The organism is Flavobacterium sp. SORGH_AS_0622, from assembly GCF_030818825.1.
Classification (GTDB): Bacteria; Bacteroidota; Bacteroidia; order Flavobacteriales; family Flavobacteriaceae; genus Flavobacterium.
In genome coordinates this window covers 336,815-356,296 of sequence record NZ_JAUTAX010000001.1, presented here as the reverse complement: position 1 = coordinate 356,296, position 19,482 = coordinate 336,815, and the positions used below count along the sequence as shown (strand labels likewise).

Sequence of the window (19,482 nt, the reverse complement as noted above, 5' to 3'; positions counted from 1 at the left end):
TCAAATGAAAAATCAAAGTGTAAAAAATAATATCGATTGGATAAGTGTCTTTATCTACATTGCGCTGGTAACTTTAGGTTGGCTGAATATTTATTCGTCTTCATTATTGTCAACTGACGGAACTTATCAAAAACAGCTTATTTTTATCTGCTGTACTATTCCTTTGATATTTATAGTTCTTTTTGTTGATGGTAAGTTTTATGAAAAATATGCCAGTATTATCTTTGGAGTTTCTCTCTTATCTCTTGCGGGCCTATTTCTTTTCGGAAAAACGATTGCAGGTCAGCGATGCTGGTATGCCATAGGAAGTTTTACTTTACAGCCTTCAGAATTTGCAAAAGCCGCAACTTCATTGGCGCTGGCTAAATACCTGAGTGACACTCAAATTAATTTAAAAGAAACCAACAGACAGATTCAGGCATTAGCTATTATGTTATTACCTGTAATACTTATTTTACCACAGCCAGATCCTGGAAGTGCTTTAATTTACAGTGTTTTTATCCTTGTGTTATATAGAGAAGGTCTACCTTCTTGGTATGTCTGGACCGCTTTTATTACTATTGTTCTCTTTGTTCTTACATTAGTATTAGAACCTTATGTAGTTGTCATAATTGCGTTTGTTGTATTAGCTATTATCCATTTCAAAGGCAGGGCTGTTGACCGCAATATAATTTTGAGCGCTATATTATTAGCTTTAATCTCTGGTTTTGTCTTTTCTGTTGATTACGTTTTTGATAACGTTTTTAAACAACACCATAGAGACCGTTTCAATATTTTATTAGGTAAAAGCGTCGATATGAAAGGTATTGGATATAATACCAATCAGTCTGAAATTGCAATCGGATCTGGGGGATGGATTGGAAAAGGTTTCTTGGAAGGAACACAAACCAAAGGCGGATTTGTACCCGAACAACATACCGATTATATCTTTACAACAGTTGGTGAAGAATGGGGATTTGCAGGCTCTTTAACCGTAATTGCACTTTTCGTTGGATTATTGCTTAGAGTAATTTATTTAGCTGAAAGACAAAAAACAAAATTCAGCCGAGTCTACGGATATTGTGTCGCAGGTATTCTCTTTATACATTTTTTTGTAAATATTGCGATGGTAATTGGAATATTCCCTACAATTGGGGTTCCTCTGCCCTTCTTTTCATACGGAGGTTCTGGACTCTGGGGTTTTACCATTTTGTTGTTTATTTTTCTTAAAATGGACGCTAACAAAGTAAATGAATGGTAGGTTTTAAAATTGTTAATTGTTAATTGTTAATTGTTAATTGTTAATTGTTAACTACAAATTTTAAAACTTCTTAAGAAACACTAACATTTACAGAACCACACTTACAAGTTCGTTCTAATAATCAAAAGTGTTTGTTGTTTTCTTATATCCGGTTGAAACCGCACTATAGTAAATACTAGATAGAATTCATTTATATAAATAGAAATTATTTCTAAATTAAATATGAAAATAAAAAAGTCCGAAGTTTTGAAGCTTCGGACTTTTTTATTTTTATTTCTTATTATATCTTTTCTGCTGGTCTCTTTTTCAAAAGCTTCATTAACACTGGGAATGTTGATATGATTACAATAATTATAATAATATATTCTATATGTTTTTTCAAATCTATTCCTTGTTTTAAAAAGATGCCGTACAAATAATGTCCAGCAAAAATTAATATGAAAGACCAAAGGAAAGAACTCAAAATATTATAAAACATAAACTTCTTTTTATCCATCGAAACAATTCCTGCAACTATTGGCGCAAACGTTCTAAAAATAGGAAGAAATCTAGCGTAGATAATGGCTTTTCCTCCATACTTTTCGAAGAAATCTTTTGATTGAAGCAGATATTTTTTCTTAAACCAGAATGAATCTTCTTTTTTAAATAAATAATAACCACTTTTGGCCCCAAACCAATAACCTGTCATATTTCCTAAAACTCCCATTATTCCCACTAAAGTCGCAAGTAGTAGTACGTTTAAAAAATCGTTAGGAATAAACATAACATTTTCAATCAAGTCACGGCTATAAATACCTGCTAAAAAAAGCAAACTATCTCCAGGCAGAAAAAAACCTGCAAAAAGCCCTGTTTCAGCAAACACTATAAACAGCACAATAAACAACCCAATCTGAAAACCTCCGACACTTAAAGTAATATAAAATTCAGGGTTAATTAACTGGGTCCAATCAAAATTATTCATAAAACGAAGTTGGTTATCTTTATAAGTGTGTGAAAGTAACAATAATTTACTGTAACCGCAATAAAATGCGGTATTTTAAACATAAATTAACTATTAAAAAAAGCCCAAACTAACGCTTGGGCTTTAAAAATAATTATTCTCTTACGTACTTGCAGCAAGTGTGTAAATTGTCATAATCTGCTGTTTCAGCTTTAACGTCCTTAGTATCATGACCTGCTTTTGCGACTGCCTTGTTTAAATCTAAAGGAGAAGATTTTTCTTCGTTTAAGATAACTGAAAGCTGATGCGAACTTATGTCCCAGCTAGCAGTTTTTACTCCAGGAACACTATAAGCAGCTTTTTCTATTCTCTTCTTACATTGTTCACAGTTTCCGTTTACTTCTGTGGTGTATTTTAAATTCTTATTCTTTTTAGTTTGTGCCTGCGCAGAAAACCCTAAAAAAGATATCATTACTATTAAAACTAATTTATTCATTTTGTTTACTATTTATTATTGTTATATTGATTTTTAAAATTGTTATTGCGATTAAAATTTTATTTAATCTTAAATCTTAAACCCGCGTAATACATTTGCCCAAAAATTGGAGCATATGCTACAGAGGCATCAAAATTTGGTCCAAAAGGATTCTCTGCACCTAGAATTGCTTTTTCTTGTCTATAGTTTCCAATATTTTCTCCTCCAATGTATACTTCAAAAACAGAAGAAAAAACACGAGTTACTTGGGCATTCATTACAGCATATGAAGGCGAAAAATCTGGAAATTGATCTGCCTCAGGATTGGAAGCCGTATAAGGCAATTGCTGCTTTCCAGACCAATTATAGGTAAAATCAAACCTCCATTGTTTGTCTTCATCCATTGTTGTTTCATACTCTAAATTTCCTAAGAAGCGATGTTTTGCCTGTAACGGACGCTGAAATGTTCCCCTTAAATAATCGGTTTGGATGTCATAATATTTATAGGCTGTTCTTAAATTTAAATTATGAATGAGCTCATAATTAAATTCCACTTGCAAACTATTGGCAAATGAGCTTCCTTTCAAATCATAAAACAACACTTGCTGCGGACTTTGCATTAAATCTACCACAGCTTGATTTTGAAAATCGGTTCTATAAAAGTCAAAACCGGCATCTGCATTTTTATTGAAAAGACGGAATTTCTGTGAAAAACTCACACCATAATTCCATGCAATTTCAGGGTTTAGTCCATATACTTTTCCGCTTGAATCCAAGATCGAAAAATTTCTTGAGCTGGCAAAAAGCTGCTGGTTTTCGGCAAAAATATTCGCTGTACGTTTTCCTCTGCCTGCAGAAAAACGAATAACACCATTTTTCCAAGGATTATATCGCATGTGTAATCTCGGAGTAACAAAAAATCCCAATCGATTATGATTATCTACTCGTCCTCCTAAAATCAAACTAAAATTATCTGTATTGTCATAAGTATATTCGAAGAATGCTCCAACCGAGTTATCAATTCGGCTGTAATCGGTAACATTTACAAATTCCTGATATTGATCGTATGTAAAATTCAAACCAGTCGTAAACTTGTGCATTGTATTGTTTATGATGGAATTGAAAATCAAATTAGAATAAAAACTATTCTGTTTGATATCGTATTGATTTAATCCAAAATAAGAATCTTGTTTGTGACTGTTGAATGCATTTTGAAAACCAATACTTTGATAAGGCATATCTTTAAAAACATATCCTATTTTTGTTGAAACATCAAAACGCTCTGTATTAATTTCAGATCCCCAATGATTGGTTGTTGCTCTGTCGCGGTCTTTATCAAAATCAACTTCTCCCGTTTGTTTTTTATCATTCATATATCTGAAATTGATAAAACTAACCAAACCGCTTTCTGGATTGTAATATTGATAACGGTTTAAAACATTGATTTGTTTTCCTAACGGGTTGTCTAAAAATCCGTCATTGTTCATGTCGTTTTTGGCTACACGCGTGTTTCCGTGAACGAATAAACTTGTTGCCCATTTATCAGAAAGTTTTTTGTTGAAATGGGTATTTAATTCAAAACGAGAATCGGTTGAACCATAAGCATTCAGGAAAAAAGGAATATCGCTTAAAGGTTTTAAAAGCTCAGTATTAATTTGACCTGAAATACTTTCGTAGCCATTAATAACACTCCCCGCTCCTTTAGTGATTTGCACGCTTTCGATCCACGTTCCTGGAGTAAATGATAAACCGTATGCTTGTGAAGCTCCCCTAACAGAAGGTATATTTTCTTCGGTAATCATTAAATAAGGACTTGTTAAACCGAGCATTTTAATTTGCTTGGTTCCTGTTAAGGCATCCGAAAAATTGACATCTATGGATGGATTTGTTTCGAAACTTTCGGCCAGATTACAACAAGCGGCTTTAAGCAGCTCTTTACTTGTAATTAAAGATGTATTGGCTGTTACTGTGAAGGATTTTTTTATTCCTTTTTGCTTTTTATTAATTTTTACTTCCTCTAAATCTTCTTGCGAAAAAGCAGCAACAGAAAGCAAAAACGCCATAAAAAGCATTATATTTTTTTGCATAAAAAATGATTTTAATGTTGAAAAGAATTACATGTTTGATGTTTGCTCAAAACAAAAACCATCAAAATGTAAATGCAAAGTCTTAATCAAGACCTGCAGTGCATCTTAACATTAAAATCAGGAATAGAAAATATACTGATGGTATAATTTGAATAAGGGGGGCGCATTCGCATCAGAATAATACGAAAGAACTTCTTTCTTTTTAAAATTTGGAAGCGCTAAAAAAGCTAATGGTTTGTAGTCTTGAATAACAGCTGGAAATGCAAATTGGAAAAAGAAAAATTTAAAAGTTGCATTGTCTGACTTTTTTTCAAAATGAACTAGTTTATCCTTACAACAAGAATTCTTTTTCTCTTTTGAACCACAGCATTTTTTTTCTACAACAGGCTCTACTGTTGTATTTAATGAAACGGAAGCAATTTTTCCTCCGCAATAGTGCACGTCAAAAGCAAACCCAATATTGGAAACCAATAAAAGGAACGCCAAAAATAGACCTGTACACTTTTTCAAATTCATACTGCAAAGCTATTCAAAAAACAATCGATAAAAAACAAAAAGAAATGTTATTTTTTTGAATTCTGAAGCTGATAATAGAATCCCGGAATAAACAATAACACTAAAATAGGCTGGATTATGAATCTTCTTACATAGAAAAGAAGCCAGCTTGCATCTGGAAAATATTCTAGAATTACATAAAACATTCCCAATAGTACGACTAGAAACAAGGTATATATTAATAAACTAAATTTTAAAATATCACGATCTTTAAATAATGCGTAAATCAAGATCAAAGACAATATGGAATTTAATAAATAACGAAAAAAAAGTCCTAAAAAGAGCTTTGGAGTTTCAACTTGAGGATAAGGCTGACTATGAAAGTCATTTTTAAAATAGTTCAAAAACGGATCGTAAAACAATTTTGTTTCAAATGCTCTTATTAATGCAAAGCATACTACAATAACTATTGCTATGAAGATTTTAAACTTATTTTCTTTTAAATTATTTAGCATATTTTGAAAATCTATTAATCCAAAAAATCCATAAAATAAAAACATATCCGTAAATAATTAACGGAAACAAAACTCCATGAAGAAATGCGTTTTGTTTTGGGAAATAGAATAACAGCACCGTTAAAAGAGCAATTCTAATTACGTTCAAAATATAAATAGAGATAAGTCCTAAGATTATAAATAAGAATGTTTTTTTAAACTTTCCAGAAAAAGCTGCGACAAATGAAACAAAAAGAATCATTACACTTACCGCGTTGCAGCCTTCGGTTATACGAGCTAAATAAGCACCATTCATTATAATCTCCTGCCAAGGATTTTGAGAGCTTTTTTGAATTATTACATCATAATTAAAAAGCTTTAACAACAACTCTGCATTTTTACCTGTAACTATAGTAATACTATCTAAATCGTCTGCTTCATAACTATTTAAATAAAATTTATAAAGCAAAGTCAAGACAATATAGGTCAAGAAAAAGATGCTTACAAAAATCAAGAAAGGCTTAAACTGAACTAAATATTTTTTCAAGAGATTTTTTTTTCAAATTTATGTATTTTTTGAGTTCAGCTTTAAATACTTTTGTATAAAATTTTACATCATGACATTTCAAGAATTAGAACCACAAATAACCGCCATTGTTACTGGCAATGAAGCAAATAGAGACGAGAAATTATTAGCAATCTGCAAGCTTTTAAATGAAAATATAGAATATTACAACTGGGTTGGTTTTTATTTTGCCAATCACGAAGTGAAAACTTTGCATCTAGGTCCGTATGTTGGAGCAGAAACAGACCATACTGTTATACCTTTTGGAAAAGGAATTTGCGGACAAGTAGCAGAAAGTAATGCTAATTTTGTAGTGCCAGACGTTAAAGCACAGGATAATTATATTGCATGCAGTTTTACAGTGAAATCTGAAATAGTAGTTCCGTTATTTGTGAATGGAGTAAATATTGGTCAAATTGATATTGACAGTCATGTTATTGATCCGTTTACAGAGGCTGACGAAAGATTTTTAGAATTTGTTAATCAGGAAGTTGCTAAACTATTCTAGAAGGACTATTTTTAGTATAAAAAATAGAACTGAATGAAAAGAAACATATTCCTTTTTTTGCTTCTGATAATTTCAGTTAGTCTGTCTGCACAAATTAGCATGGTCTCAAAAAAAATCTTTTTAGACTCGTTAAATCAGGAATGCACACCCGACAATTACAGCTATACGAGAGTAATTACCAATTATTCGCAAAAAAGCATGCGATATGTCGTAACTGATTTCTATAAAAATGGACGAAAGAAGATGACTGGCGCTACTTTAGACCGTGATGTTCTAAAAAAAGACGGAGAGTTTATTTACTATTACAAAAACGGAGCCAAGGAAGCTGTTGTTAATTATACTGACGACCACAAAAATGGCAAGGAAATTAATTGGTACGAAAACCAAAGTAAAAAATCTGAGAAACAAAATATCTGGGATCCGAAAACAAAGAAATCTCAAACTTTAATTCTTAATTGCTGGGAAGAAGATAAAAGTCAAACTGTGACTGATGGAAATGGAGAATATGAAGAAACAGATAAGTTTGTATCACAAAAAGGAACTATTAAAGATGGACTAAAACAAGGTTCTTGGCAAGGAAACGACCTATTGCACAAAACGACTTTTGTCGACAATTATGATCGGGGAATTTTAATTTCGGGAATAAGTGTTGATGAAAACAATGTAAAAACATCTTATTCATCTTTAACTGAAAAACAAAATCCGAAAAAAAATCTTAAATCAAAATAATTTTCTTGATAGAGTAATTCTCAAAACACTATTTTTACTACAAAAAATATTTATGAGAAAAATTTTTTATCTTCTAGGATTGCTTCCAATGCTTATTTTTTCGCAAAACACATCAGATAAAATCATCTATTTTGATTCGATTGGAAAAGACGCTTCAAAAGAAAATCACAGTTCTTACAGAATTATAAAAGACTATCATACAGAAAAAGATTTATATCAAATTAAAGATTATTATAAATCTGGTATATTAAAAATGGAAGGGAATATCTAAGACAAAAGATGGATTTTCCAAAGAAGGTAAATTTGTCTACTACTATGATAATGGAAATAGAAAAAGAGAAGAAAATTACTTTAAAGGAAGACTAAAAGGCAGCTTCAAAGAATGGTACGAAAATGGAAATCCAAAGTTAGAAGGAGAATATTTTCAAGATGAAAAAACACTAAGCTCTGATTTTAGAATGGATAATTATTGGAATTCTAAAAACGAGCATTTAGTTGTTAATGGAAATGGGAATTATGATGAAAATGACAAAGAGCTTATTGTCAAAGGAAAAATAAAAAACGGCTACAAAGATGAAATCTGGACCGGAACTAATAAAAAACTAAATTATAGTTATATCGATATTTACAAGAAAGGAAGGTTTATCTCTGGTAAAAGCACCGATTCTTTAGGAGTTGAACGTAAATACGATGTTTTAGAGGTAAGACCATTACCCAAAAAAGGAGTCAACGATTTTTATAAATTCATTGGGGATAATTTTGTAAAAACAAAAGAAGCTGTAAATAATAAAGTAGCTGGGAAAATAATCGTACAATTTATAATTGCAAAAGACGGAAAAATTGTTGAGCCAAAAATCTTAAAATCATTAGGATACGGACTGGATGAAGAATTAATCAGAGTTATTACCAGCTATGAAAACTGGAATTCAGGACAACAAAGAGGCGTACCCGTTAGAGTGCAGTATTCGATACCTATAACAGTAACAAATTAGTAAAATGACAAGGTAGCAAATTACTCAAAAAACAAAAATCAATATTCTATTTTTAGATTCTTGTATTTTTTTTTGATTTTTCTGTTTTTTTAATCTAATTTTGCACCGTCTTACAAAAGATGTATGACATACATAAAAATCATTAAATAATATTGGAATGTATTTAACTAAAGAAAAGAAAGAAGAGATTTTCGCACAACACGGTGGTGCAACAAACACTGGAAGCGCAGAAGGTCAAATTGCATTGTTCACTTACAGAATTGCTCACTTAACTGAACACTTGAAAAAAAATCGTCACGATTACAACACTGAGCGTTCTCTTGTACTATTAGTAGGTAAAAGAAGAGCTTTGTTGGATTACTTGAAAAAGAAAGAGATCAACAGATATCGTGAGATTATCAAAGTATTGAATATCAGAAAATAATCAATATATAAAAGAGGTGCGAAAGTGCCTCTTTTTGTTTTTACAATTACAACTGCTTACAAGCATATTACAAGAAAAAAAGTTTGGTTTTTCATTGGGTTTTAGATAACAACAACTACACACAACAACACTACAACACAACTAAAACCCATTGTATAATCAAAAGGAAAAAATTTATGATTCCACAATTATTTGTAGAAAAAATCGATTTAGGTGATGGCAGAAGCATCACAATCGAGACAGGACGTTTAGCTAAACAAGCTGATGGTTCTGTAGTAGTAAGAATGGGCGACACAATGATTCTTGCAACAGCAGTTTCAGCTCGCACTTCTAACCCAGGCGTTGACTTTTTACCATTAACGGTAGATTACCGCGAAAAATTTGCTGCAGCAGGTCGTTTCCCAGGAGGTTTCTTCAAAAGAGAAGCACGTCCAAGCGACAGCGAAGTATTAACAATGAGATTAGTTGACCGTGTTTTACGTCCGCTTTTCCCAGATGACTACCACGCTGAAACACAAGTTATGATTCAATTAATGTCTCATGACGAAGAAGTTATGCCAGATGCATTAGCTGGTTTAGCAGCATCTGCAGCATTAGCAGTTTCAGATATTCCTTTTTATAACTTAATTTCTGAAGTACGTGTTGCACGTATTGACGGGAAATTCGTTATCAACCCTAGTAGAGAAGAATTAGAAAAATCTGACATCGATATGATGATTGGAGCTTCTATGGACTCTGTTGCAATGGTTGAAGGTGAGATGAAAGAAATCTCAGAAGCAGAAATGGTAGAAGCTATCAAATTTGCTCACGAAGCTATTAAAGTTCAAATTGTTGCTCAACAAAAATTAAGAGCTGCAATTGGTTCTCCAGAATACAGAACTTACGAAGGTGAAATCGAAGACGAAGCTGTTTACGCAAAAGTAAAAGCTGCTGCTTACGATAAATGCTATACAATTGCACAAGAAGCTTCTGGAAAAAGTGAAAGAGGTGAGAAATTTGCAGCTGTAAAAGAAGAGGCTAAAGCTTTGTTTACAGAAGAAGAATATGCTGAAAATCCAGATTTAGCTGGTTTAGTAGGGAAATATTTCTACAAAACAAACAAAGAAGCTGTTCGTAATGTTATCCTTGAAAAAGGAATTCGTTTAGACGGAAGAAAAACTACAGAAATCAGACCAATCTGGTGTGAAACTGATTATTTACCAAGAGTTCACGGATCTTCTTTATTTACACGTGGAGAAACTCAAGCTTTGGCAACTGTAACTTTAGGAACTTCTAGAGAAGCAAACCAAATCGATTCTCCATCTGAACAAGGTGAAGAGAAATTCTACTTACACTATAACTTCCCTCCTTTCTCTACTGGTGAAGCAAAACCATTAAGAGGAACTTCAAGAAGAGAAGTTGGTCACGGTAATTTAGCTCAAAGAGCATTAAAAAACATGATTCCTGCAGATTGTCCTTATACAATTCGTATTGTTTCTGAAGTTTTAGAATCTAATGGTTCTTCTTCTATGGCAACAGTTTGTGCTGGAACAATGGCTCTTATGGATGCTGGAGTTCAAATGGTAAAACCAGTTTCTGGAATTGCTATGGGATTGATTACTGATGGTGAGAAATTTGCTGTTTTGTCTGATATTTTAGGTGATGAAGATCACTTAGGAGATATGGACTTTAAAGTAACTGGAACTGCTGATGGTATTACAGCTTGTCAAATGGACATCAAAATTGATGGATTACGTTATGACATTATGGAACAAGCTCTTAACCAAGCTCGTGACGGACGTATGCACATTTTAGGTAAATTAACTGAAACTATTGCAGCTCCAAGAGCTGACGTTAAAGCACATGCGCCAAAAATCATCACAAGAACTATTCCTGGAAACTTTATTGGAGCATTAATTGGACCTGGTGGAAAAGTAATTCAAGAATTACAAAAAGCTACTGGAACAACTATCGTTATTAATGAGGTTGATGAGCAAGGTGTTATCGAAATCTTAGGTACAGATCCTGCTGGTATTGAAACCGTATTAGCAAAAATTGCTTCTATTACTTTCAAACCACAATTAGGAGAAGCTTACGAAGTAAAAGTTATCAAAATGCTTGACTTTGGAGCTGTAGTAGAATATACTGCTGCACCAGGAAACGAAGTATTACTTCACGTATCTGAACTTGCTTGGGAACGCACTGAAAACGTTGCTGACGTAGTTAAAATGGGAGATGTTTTCCAAGTAAAATACTTAGGAGTTGATCCAAAAACTAAAAAAGAAAAAGTGTCTAAAAAAGCACTTGTTCCTAGACCTCCACGCGAGGACAAAAAAGAGTAATCAGATCTTAGTTTACTAAAGGTTTATTCATAGAAAACCCCAATTCATTAACTGAATTGGGGTTTTTCGATTTAATAATATAATGTTTTTATTACATTTTAACACTTTTGCGTGATTTTTATAACATTTTTTTTAATACTTTTGAAGCCAATCATCCAAAAAACAATAAACCACATTTCCTTTGAAAAATTATCAAAAAAAAGCTATTTATCTTTTGATATTTGGCACCTTCTTAAACATTTCGTATTTACATTCACAATCTGTTGAAAAATCATCATTATACGATTATTTCGATGAAGCAGTCGGAAAAGACAACTTAAATATTAATAACGGAATTGTTCATAGTGAGCCCTTTCGCCCATTAGCTGGGAAAAACAGATATTATACAGAAGAGTTTAACCTTGGCGATATTAGTTATGAAGGTCAGATTTACTCAAATGTTAACTTAAAATATGATATTCTGCTGGATCAAGTTATTTACAAGCAGAATGGTTCTTCAGAAAATTTACCTATAAATTTGATCACGCAAAAGGTTGATTATTTCTTTATTAAAAATAAAAAATTTGTCAACTTAAAAGAAGAATCAGTTAAATTCCCTTCACTTATAAAAGGCATTTACGAAGAAACATATGTTGGCGATAATGTTTCTCTTTATACCAAACATTTCAAAGAAAAGGTAAAGTCGCTTCAGGCCGATGTTGTTTACTACAATTACATTTATAAAATCAACTATTTTATTAAATACAAAAACTATTTCTATAAGGTAGAATCCGAAAAAGATTTTAAGAAAATCTTCCCAGATTATAAAAAGGAAATAAATGGTATTTATAAAACAGACAAGAAATTAGAAGATTCCAATAAAAATCAATTTATGGAAAATCTAACGAAACAAATCAATGGTCTTTTAAAAAAAAGTTCTAATTAAATGAAAAAAATTACTCTTATATTATTTTTAATAGCCTTTCAACAAATAATTTATTCTCAAGTAATTAGTGACAAAATAACCGTTGAATTTAAGAATGCCAATATAAAAACTGCTATACAAGATATCGAGAAAGTATCATATTACAAATTCTATTTTGATGAAAAATGGTTTGAAAACGATAGTGTTTCAATAACAAAGCAATATAAAGAAGTTCGAGTTGGTGAAGTTCTGGAAGATGTTTTTCAGAATACAAGCTTTAACTTTTATATTGCTGAAAATAAAATTATCGTAACCAATAACAGTATCATTTATAGTCAATTACCTGACGATTATTTTGGAATTCCTCTTGAAAGAGATGAAAATGGCCAGATGACGACCCCAATATTCTATCAGCAATATGATTCTATAAAGAAAACAAATTCAAGAAACCCTAACAAAAACGTTAGAGACCTTATTCTGATTGGTAAAGAGGTAAAAAATCAGAAAAAGAAAGCAACTTACACTATTACTGGATTTGTAAAAGGTGGAAAAAACAATTCTGGTCTTGCAAACGTTATGGTAAAAGTTCCTAATTCGGAATTTTCTGCTACTACCGATAAAAAAGGGTATTACAGCCTTCAAGTTCCAGGAGGTTTAAATGTTCTTGAAACCGATAGTTTTTCATATAACAAAGTCACTAAAAATATAATGGTTTATAATGACGGATCTTTAAACTTTTCGTTGACAGACAATGTAAACCAATTGGATGAAGTCCTTATTAAAACAAATAAAAGTAAGGCCGCAAAATCTGCCATTACTGGTGTAACAACAATTGATTCTGAAGGAATTAAAAATGTACCTTTGGTTCTTGGTGAACGCGATATTTTGAAAGTTGCTTTAACAATGCCTGGAATAAAAACGGCTGGAGAAGGATCTTCTGGTTTTAATGTTAGAGGTGGTAAAGAAGATCAGAATTTATTCTTACTGGATCATGCAACTCTTTATAATCCCTCACATTTCTTTGGCTTTTTTACAGCGCTAAATCCATACACAACCAAAAAAGTAGATATTTATAAAGGAAGCATTCCTGCTGAATTCGGAGGAAGATTATCATCTGTTTTTGACATTACTTCAAAAAGCGGTAATGTAGACAAATTTCAGGGAGAAGGCGGTATTGGTCCTGTAACCAGCAATTTAATGATTTCTACACCTATTGTAAAAGGAAAATCAAGTTTAGTTGCCGGAGGAAGAGCTACCTATTCTGATTGGATTTTAAAAAGCTTAGATGACGAGAAGTTAAAAAACAGCCAGGCATCATTCTATGATTTCATCTTAAAATACAATCATAAAATAAATACTAACAACGATATCGAATCTACACTTTATTACAGCCATGATAAATTTAGCGTATCTTCAGATTCATTATACAAATACAGCAACAGATTAGCTACATTAAAATGGAATCATACTTTTAACGAGAAAAATAAAGGTTCATTAATCGTAACTAATAGTGAATACAAATTCAACATTGATTATCAATCTGAAGGAGTAGATAATTTTGATTTTGGGTATAAAATTGATGAAACTCAGGCAATGCTAAAAATGACTTATTTATTTAATGATAAGCACAAATTTAGTTACGGTCTTTCAACAAAATTATACTCTGTTGACCCAGGATATTTAAATCCAACAAATCCGCAGTCGACTTTAATTCCAATTGATGTTGAAACAGAACGAGGTTTAGAATCTGCAGCATATATTGCTGACAACTTTAAAATAAGTGATAAGTTTTTGCTTGATTTTGGTTTACGTTACTCGACTTTTGCTGCCTTAGGAAAATCTACTCAAAGAATTTACGAACCGAATGCACCTATTAACGATGCTACAGTAATTGAAACCAAAACATACGGCAACAATGAGGTAATTAAAAGATACGGCGGACTTGAGCCTAGAATTGCAGCAAGATATTTCTTGACGGATGACTTTTCTGTGAGAGCAAGTTATGATAAAATATATCAATATATTCATTTACTGTCTAATAACACAACTCAGTCTCCAACCGATATTTGGAAACTATCTGACTTGAATGTTAAGCCCGAAAGTGCACAGCAAGTTTCTTTAGGTTTATATAAAAATTTAAAAGATGGTGATGTTGAACTTAGTTTAGAAGGATATTACAAAAAATCTAAAAACATCTTAGATTATAAAGTTGGTGCCGAATTGTTACTTAATGAAAACATTGAAACTGAACTTTTACAAGGAGAAGGGAAAGCTTATGGCATAGAAGTTTTAGTAAAGAAACAAGTAGGCAAATTAAACGGATGGCTTGGATATACTTATTCGAGATCTTTAATAAAACTAGACAGTCAGTTTCAGTCAGAAAAAGTAAATAACGGAAAATATTTTGCTTCTAATTTTGATAAACCGCATGACTTTAGCGCTGTTTTAAACTACAGAATTACAAAACGTTACAGTTTTTCTAGTAACTTTATCTATCAAACAGGAAGACCAATTACATATCCTATTGGAAGATATGATTATGGTAATGAACAATACACTGTATATAGTGATCGTAATAAATTTAGAATTCCAGATTATTTCAGACTTGACATTGGTTTGAACATCGAAGGAAATCACAAAATCAAAAAGTTAGCACATAGCTTTTGGAATATATCTGTTTATAATGTATTGGGACGCAACAATCCTTATTCAGTATTCTTTGTTACAAAAGAAGGACAAATTAAAGCTTATAAAACATCTATTTTCTCTATTCCAATTCCAAGTATTACATACAATTTCAAGTTCTAAAATCATGAAAAATTTCATATATAAAATCTCTCTTTTCTTAATTCTGGCGGTTGCTGCCAGCAGTTGTACTGAACAATATGTTTTTCAGAATAATGATTTTGAAAGTGCTCTTGTCGTAGAAGGAACAATTACTAATGAACTAAAAAATCAAACTATAAGACTTTCTCAAGTATATGAGCTTGAAGAAACTGGTCCAAAACTAGAAAAAGGTGCCAATGTTTCTGTTTCTGACGATCAAGGAAATGAGTATCAATTTGAAGAAAAAGATACATTATATGCATCTATTACTCCTTTTAAAGCAGAGCCAGGAAGAAAATATCAATTGAAAATTAGAACAAGTGCTGGAAAAAATTATACTTCTGACGAACAAGTTTTAACAACTGAAACCAAAATTGATAATTTAACTGCAACTGTCGAGAATGTTAAAGGAGAAAGAGGTGTACAAATCAATGTAAACAGTTACGACCCAACGAATACTTCAAAATATTATCGCTATGAATATACCGAGACTTATAAAATTATAGCTCCAATGTGGGATTCTAGAGAAGCGGTTATGGTTCCTTTTCCAGCAACTCCGCCTAATCTTGAAGAAGGCACACCAGAAATACCTGCAGGTGAGAACATTGTTGTAAGACCTAGAAATCGTGAAACAAAAACTTGTTTTTCTACCAAAAACTCAAACGATATAATATTAAACAGTACTAATAACCTTAGTGATGACAGAGTACATTTCCCTGTACGCTTTATCAGCGATCAAAACTATATCATTTCACATCGCTATAGCATTTTTGTAAAACAATATGTTCAAAATTTAGCTGCTTATACCTACTATAAAACTTTAAAAGATTTATCGACATCAGGAAGTGTTCTTTCACCCAAACAACCAGGCTTTTTCTATGGAAATATTAAATGTGTAGAAAATCCTACTGAAAAAGTAATTGGTTTCTTTGAAGTATCAGCCGTTTCATCAGATAGAATCTTCTTTAATTATGTTGATTTATTTCCTAACGAACGTCTTCCTCCTTATTATGAAAGTGACTGTGATATAAGAAATTTTGTAGATTGTGAGGGCGATCCTCCTTGTAGCGGTGTAGCACTACGTTCCATAATTAGAACTCGAGAATTAGTTCTTGTTTCAACTGATTATGTATCATCATACGGAATGGTAAAACCACCATGTGGTGACTGTACAACGTTTTCATCTAATATTGTTCCTCCATTTTGGATAGATTAATACTTTTTAAATTTCATGAAACATCTTTCTATACATAATAAAACTAATATTCTTGACAGAATTAAACAATTGACACTTTTGATCTCTTTGTTAATTCAAGGCACATTTGTATTTTCTCAGAATTCGCAAAACAAAAATGCCGTACCTAGTATCTCAGATCAGGAAACTATTTTTCTGCACTCAAACACTACAACATTTTTGACTGGAGAAACACTTTTCTTCAAATTATACTGTCTGAATCCGTTGAATAATAAAACGAGCCAAATAAGTAAAATTGCTTATGTTGAACTTATTGACAGCGAGAAAAAGTCACTTCAAAAAAATAAAATATATCTGGACAACGGAATCGGAAATGGCGAATATTTCATCCCTACAACCTTAAAAACTGGAAATTATAAAGTTATCGCTTACACCAAATGGATGTTGAATAATGTAAATTCTCAGAAACATGAAATAGATATTTTCATCATAAATCCTTTTCAAACTCAAGAACCAAATGATAATATCACATTTGATATTCCTGATCCAACGAAAAAAACTACTGCAATTCAGACCATAAATTCTAATTTAGGAAATGACAAAAGAATTGATTTTGAGTTTGATAAAGAAAGTTATTACACAAGAGATAAAGTCAATTTAAAATTAAAAACTTTAACTGAAGCAACTGAAAAAGGCAACTATTCTGTTTCAATTCGAAAAATAGACCAAATTCCGGCCATAAAACAGCTTACAGCTTCAGAATTTGCTAAAAAATCAGCCGAAAGCTACGTTAATACGCCAAACACTTTTAATTATATTCCAGAAATTAGGTCTGAGCTAATTACTGGAAGCATTACATCAAATACAAATCGCGATGTAAGCAACAAATCGATTGCTTTATCTCTACCTGGAAAAGAATATGTATTAAAAATTGTTAGAACAAATGCTCAAGGAAAATTTGCTTTCTTATTAGATCAATTTCCGAATTTCCCAAATGCAATATTGCAGGTATTGGATGATAAACAAAATGATTTCGTAATCAATTTAGATGCATTTCCAAAGTTTGATACTTCTTCTTTGCAATTCACATCTAAGCTTAATTTGTCTCCAGACCTGAAAAAAGATATCGAAGAAAGATCTACTGCAAGCCAAATTCAAAATGCTTATTATCAAATTAAAAAAGACAGCTTAGTTACAGAAGCCGTTATGAATCCTTTCTTTAGTACAGTTGAAAAAACATATGTATTAGATGATTATACTAGATTTCCAACTTTAAAAGAAAATATAGTTGAAGTTATTATAGAACTTTATTACAGAAGAAATAATGGCAAATATCAGCTTCACGTTAGAAATCTACAAAAAGATTTAGAAATTTATGGCCCGCCATTGGTTCTTGTTGATGGATTATTGATTCAAGATCCGAGTGATCTTTTTGATTACAATATGGCTAATGTAAATAAAGTAAGCTTAATTACAGAACCTTACGTTTATGGTCCGAATTTGTATGGTGGTTTGGTTAGTTTTGAAACCAAAGACAACGAATTCTCCGTTAACTATGCGAAGAAATATTTAAAGACAATGGAAATTCAGCGTCCAAATCCTGAAAAAGTTTACAATAATCCCGATTATTCGGCTGGACATAAATTACAAAGAATTCCAGATTACAGATATCAATTGTTATGGAAACCAAATATTAAATTAGAAACCAAAGAAGACAATTTATCATTTTACACTTCTGATATAAAAGGAGATTTTGAAGTCGTTTTAGAAGGCTTTACCGAAAGCGGACAGCCGATATATGTTTCAAAAAACATTACAGTAAAATAATATTTCTCTTTTTATATAAACCTATAAAAACCTTAATCAAACTAGTTTTGATCAAGGTTTTTTTTTTATTAATTCTCACGCAACCTTTTTTACTTATTGAGACTATAGTATAAAACCAAGCTAAAAGTCACTACAATGAAAAACTTTAAGGAAAAAACAGCGGTAATTATATTTTCTCTTTTTTTTATTTTTGGATGTTCTGAATTTCAAGATAATCCGCACGAAGCCATTAATTTAGATTCTGGAGAATTTGGAAAATTGATAGAAAAAGATTCTGAATTGTATAACACTTTGCAGAAAACAACATCAAAAAAAACGCTTCAAGAAGGAGAAACACCTCCATGTGTAGAATTTATTTACCCGTTAAGTTTAAAAGTTTACGATAGCAATCAAAATCCGATTGGCATAAAATATATTTTAAGCGATATAGAATTTAGTAAAATTTTGGATAATCTTTCTACAGATCAGTCTTTAAGCATTAGTTATCCTATCTCAACTACTTTAGCAGACAACACGGTTTATTCTGTAAACAATAATACAGAATTAAGCATTGCACTTAAAAACTGTACTAGAGAAGATATTATAGCTTATTGTAACGGATTAATTTCTCCTCCACTAGACCGACCATTAGATTATTACTGGAAAGTAACTTATTCTCAAACTATAGAAAACACTTATTTAAGCGGTAGATTTTTGATAAATTCAGATGGTACTTTAGTTTTTTACTTCAATAATCAAGAATACAACGGAAACTGGTTCTTTTTATTTGTAGATGATAAGCTGCATATCAACATAAAATTAGACGGCCAATCAGAAACGGCAAAATATTGGAGTATTGATGGAGCAGTAGAAATGAACGGCACTAATATTACAATTAAAATAGCAGACAAAAACATAAAATTACAACTCATATACGAAACAAAAAACAACTATAAAATAGGAGATACAGGACCTGCAAAAGGAATTATTTTTTACGACAAAGGTAAATACAGTTTTGGATGGCGCTATATTGAAGTTTCAAAAAATGATTTAAAAGATTCAGAATGGGGATGTGCGGGTTCAGCAATATCGACAGCGAGAAATCCTGAAATAGGGAGCGGCTATTTTAATACTGCACAAATTATAAATTATCATGATCTTCTAGCCAATTATTACACAAATCCAGCGGTCTGCAATAGTATTAATAACGGAAGCCTCCTCGCCAAAGATGTGATATTATTTAATCAAGACATTTATGACGATTGGTTCTTACCATCTTATGGCGAACTAGAATTAATCTATAAAAACTTATATTTAAATAATTTAGGCAATTTTACAGATTCAAATTATTGGAGTTCAACAGAAGCCGATCAAAATTCGGCATTTACAATCAGCTTTAAAACAGGAGAAAAAATTACAACTCCTAAAATTCCAGAAAAAAATAGTACCAAAGCCAGAGCTGTAAGATACTTTTAGAATTC

Annotated in this window: 18 protein-coding genes; 12 read left to right on the top strand and 6 right to left on the bottom strand. The window is 31.6% G+C overall.

The features are described 5' to 3' along the window. Positions 1-4 precede the first annotated feature (4 nt). Positions 5-1,240, top strand: a complete 1,236-nt coding sequence (gene rodA / locus QE431_RS01595) for a rod shape-determining protein RodA (RefSeq protein ID WP_057117613.1) — start codon at positions 5-7, stop codon at positions 1,238-1,240. Between the two features lie 280 nt (positions 1,241-1,520). On the opposite strand, the gene QE431_RS01590 is transcribed toward rodA, so the two are convergent. From QE431_RS01590 to xrtF, 6 genes are all read right to left on the bottom strand, one after another. Beyond that, positions 1,521-2,201, bottom strand: a complete 681-nt coding sequence (locus QE431_RS01590) for a DedA family protein (RefSeq protein ID WP_057117614.1) — start codon at positions 2,199-2,201, stop codon at positions 1,521-1,523. A 133-nt stretch (positions 2,202-2,334) separates the two neighbouring features. Beyond that, entirely contained in the window at positions 2,335-2,676 is a 342-nt protein-coding gene (locus QE431_RS01585) for a heavy-metal-associated domain-containing protein (protein WP_307291966.1), read from the bottom strand. 59 nt (positions 2,677-2,735) lie between these two features. Beyond that, on the bottom strand, positions 2,736-4,742 hold the full coding sequence (locus QE431_RS01580) for a TonB-dependent siderophore receptor (protein ID WP_307291963.1): 2,007 nt from the start codon (positions 4,740-4,742) through the stop codon (positions 2,736-2,738). A 117-nt stretch (positions 4,743-4,859) separates the two neighbouring features. Beyond that, a complete protein-coding gene (locus QE431_RS01575) occupies positions 4,860-5,258 on the bottom strand; it encodes a hypothetical protein (RefSeq protein ID WP_057117617.1) in 399 nt (132 codons plus the stop codon). A gap of 47 nt (positions 5,259-5,305) precedes the next feature. Further along, on the bottom strand, positions 5,306-5,752 hold the full coding sequence (locus QE431_RS01570) for an exosortase F system-associated protein (RefSeq protein ID WP_307291960.1): 447 nt from the start codon (positions 5,750-5,752) through the stop codon (positions 5,306-5,308). Further along, entirely contained in the window at positions 5,742-6,278 is a 537-nt protein-coding gene (xrtF, locus tag QE431_RS01565; RefSeq protein ID WP_307291959.1) for an exosortase family protein XrtF, read from the bottom strand. Before xrtF ends, QE431_RS01570 begins: the two co-directional genes overlap by 11 nt. Positions 6,279-6,348: 70 nt before the next feature. Here xrtF and QE431_RS01560 point away from each other — a divergent pair, with 70 nt between their 5' ends. From QE431_RS01560 to QE431_RS01510, 11 genes are all read left to right on the top strand, one after another. Beyond that, positions 6,349-6,804 carry a GAF domain-containing protein gene (locus tag QE431_RS01560; RefSeq protein WP_307291957.1) on the top strand — a complete coding sequence of 152 codons (456 nt, stop codon included), beginning with the start codon at positions 6,349-6,351 and terminating at the stop codon, positions 6,802-6,804. Positions 6,805-6,837: 33 nt separating this feature from the next. Next, positions 6,838-7,533, top strand: a complete 696-nt coding sequence (locus QE431_RS01555; protein ID WP_307291956.1) for a hypothetical protein — start codon at positions 6,838-6,840, stop codon at positions 7,531-7,533. Positions 7,534-7,585: 52 nt separating this feature from the next. Further along, complete coding sequence (locus tag QE431_RS01550; protein WP_307291955.1) at positions 7,586-7,804, top strand: hypothetical protein; 219 nt, start codon at positions 7,586-7,588, stop codon at positions 7,802-7,804. Between the two features lie 187 nt (positions 7,805-7,991). Next, positions 7,992-8,525 (top strand): energy transducer TonB, encoded by a 534-nt coding sequence (locus tag QE431_RS01545; RefSeq protein ID WP_307291953.1) that lies wholly within the window; start codon positions 7,992-7,994, stop codon positions 8,523-8,525. Between the two features lie 157 nt (positions 8,526-8,682). After that, entirely contained in the window at positions 8,683-8,949 is a 267-nt protein-coding gene (rpsO, locus tag QE431_RS01540) for a 30S ribosomal protein S15 (protein WP_057117622.1), read from the top strand. 176 nt (positions 8,950-9,125) lie between these two features. Then, positions 9,126-11,270, top strand: a complete 2,145-nt coding sequence (locus QE431_RS01535; protein WP_307291950.1) for a polyribonucleotide nucleotidyltransferase — start codon at positions 9,126-9,128, stop codon at positions 11,268-11,270. 181 nt (positions 11,271-11,451) lie between these two features. Then, entirely contained in the window at positions 11,452-12,195 is a 744-nt protein-coding gene (locus QE431_RS01530; RefSeq protein ID WP_307291948.1) for a hypothetical protein, read from the top strand. Further along, entirely contained in the window at positions 12,196-14,982 is a 2,787-nt protein-coding gene (locus tag QE431_RS01525) for a TonB-dependent receptor domain-containing protein (protein WP_307291946.1), read from the top strand. It begins immediately after the preceding gene. A 4-nt stretch (positions 14,983-14,986) separates the two neighbouring features. Next, the gene (locus tag QE431_RS01520; RefSeq protein WP_307291943.1) at positions 14,987-16,216 is read left to right on the top strand and encodes a DUF4249 domain-containing protein; all 1,230 of its coding nucleotides are present in this window, start codon (positions 14,987-14,989) and stop codon (positions 16,214-16,216) included. A 15-nt stretch (positions 16,217-16,231) separates the two neighbouring features. Further along, on the top strand, positions 16,232-18,022 hold the full coding sequence (locus tag QE431_RS01515) for a hypothetical protein (protein WP_307291941.1): 1,791 nt from the start codon (positions 16,232-16,234) through the stop codon (positions 18,020-18,022). A gap of 135 nt (positions 18,023-18,157) precedes the next feature. Further along, positions 18,158-19,477, top strand: coding sequence for a hypothetical protein (locus QE431_RS01510; RefSeq protein WP_307291939.1), 1,320 nt, complete (start codon positions 18,158-18,160; stop codon positions 19,475-19,477). Positions 19,478-19,482: the final 5 nt, after the last annotated feature.